The 1,409-nt window shown below is 60.4% G+C and carries 3 protein-coding genes; 1 reads left to right on the top strand and 2 read right to left on the bottom strand.

Features of this window, described 5'->3' with window-relative positions; all coding sequences use genetic code 11:
• A partial coding sequence (locus H597_RS35930) for a hypothetical protein (protein WP_229632193.1) occupies nt 1-188 on the bottom strand: 188 nt, incomplete at its 3' end.
• 1 nt (nt 189) lies between these two features.
• Here H597_RS35930 and H597_RS36325 point away from each other — a divergent pair.
• Nucleotides 190-1,095: a hypothetical protein gene (locus tag H597_RS36325; RefSeq protein WP_229632192.1), complete on the top strand. Its 906-nt coding sequence runs from the start codon at nt 190-192 to the stop codon at nt 1,093-1,095.
• Here the strand turns inward: H597_RS36325 and H597_RS31275 are convergent.
• Nucleotides 1,092-1,409 (bottom strand): IS66 family transposase (locus tag H597_RS31275; RefSeq protein WP_035374521.1); only part of this gene is annotated, 318 nt, incomplete at its 5' end. The genes H597_RS36325 and H597_RS31275 overlap by 4 nt on opposite strands.

Raw genomic sequence — 1,409 nt, 5'->3', positions numbered from 1 at the left:
CTGAACGTGGTCGTGCGCGTGCTGGCGCCCTTCTGCTCGGCCAACGTGATGTTGTTGTTGGCGTCGTAGGCGGTGCCGATGTCGGTGAAGCCGTCATCGCTGGCCGAGTAGTGCTTGGTCGTCTCGCGGTTGAGGGCGTCGAAGGTGCGCGTGATCACCGTGCCGTTGCCGTCGGTGTGGCTGCTCATATTGCCGGCAGCTGACCGTTTCGCGGCCTTCCGGGTCGGTGGCCTTGGCCACTTCGCCCATGCTGTCCAGCTCGAAGCGGCAGATGGCGGCCAGCAGGCGGCTTTCCATCGTGCGCAGGTTGCGGTGGTCGTAGTTGAAGGCCGTGGTGTTGTTGTTGGCGTCGGTGGCCAGCAGGACGTTGCCGTTGGCGTCGTATTCCTGCTTGAGCGGCAGCTGGCCATCGCGCGTGGTGCCGGTCAGGCGGTTCAGCTTCTCGTAATTGTGCGTGCTGGCGATGCCGCACTTGTCGGCTTCCTTGGTCTTGTTGCCGTTGGCGTCGTATTCCAACCTGAAGGTCTACAGCGCTATACTTTCGCGATTTTGCCGTCTCCGATGCGAATTCCGTGCTGGCTCTTGCGCTTGTTCGTCCAAATAGTCGCGCGCCTTATTTGGACGACGCCCAAATTCCGGCGTTTTCGACGTGTTCACGAAGCAGCGACACCCACACACCATCGCCGTAAGCCAGCATGGGTCATCAACGAAGTGATCCGCCTCAAGGCCCTGACCGACTTGAGCTGCCAGAAGTTGGCAGACACGTTCAACAGAATGCATGGACACCGTCGCGGCATGACAATCAGCAAAAGCTGGGTAGCCTTGACCGTCAAACGCCACCACTACCGGATTGCGGACATGCGCAGGAAATGGAAGCGACGGCAGCCAGGTCCGCTTGACCGAAATAAGATCTGGGGTGTGGACCTGACAGGCAAACTTGATGTGGACGGCGGCTCGCATGCCATCCTCGGCGTGATCGACCATGGCAGCAGACTGGCCCTTTGCTTGGAAGCGCTGCCGGACAAACGATCGGTCACGATCCTGGGCTGCCTGCTGGTAAGCGTCCAGTCCTACCACTCTAGGCATCCGGATTAGGATTGCGTAGAGTTCGGAAATGGCAGCAACGAATCGATCTGGCTGTTAGGGCACGTCGGGAGACGTTCCAGTACGCTGGCAAGCCAACGCAGCGGATCGAGGCCATTGAGTTTGGCGGTCCCCAGTAAAGTCTGGATGGCGGCAGCGCGTCGGCCGGCGCGCTCCGAACCGGCGAAAAGCCAGTTTTTCTTACCGATGGCAATCGGGCGGATCGCATTCTCGACCGCGTTGTTGTCGATGGGGAGCGTGCCCGAGTCGGCGTAGCGCACCAATGCTGGCCAGCGCTTGAGTGCATGGTCAATGGCTTTGCCAGT

This window comes from Pseudoduganella violaceinigra DSM 15887 (genome assembly GCF_000425385.1).
In the GTDB taxonomy this organism is placed as follows: domain Bacteria; phylum Pseudomonadota; class Gammaproteobacteria; order Burkholderiales; family Burkholderiaceae_D; genus Rugamonas; species Rugamonas violaceinigra.
The sequence above is the reverse complement of the archived record's forward strand: the minus strand, read 5'-3'. Positions and strand labels throughout refer to the sequence as shown.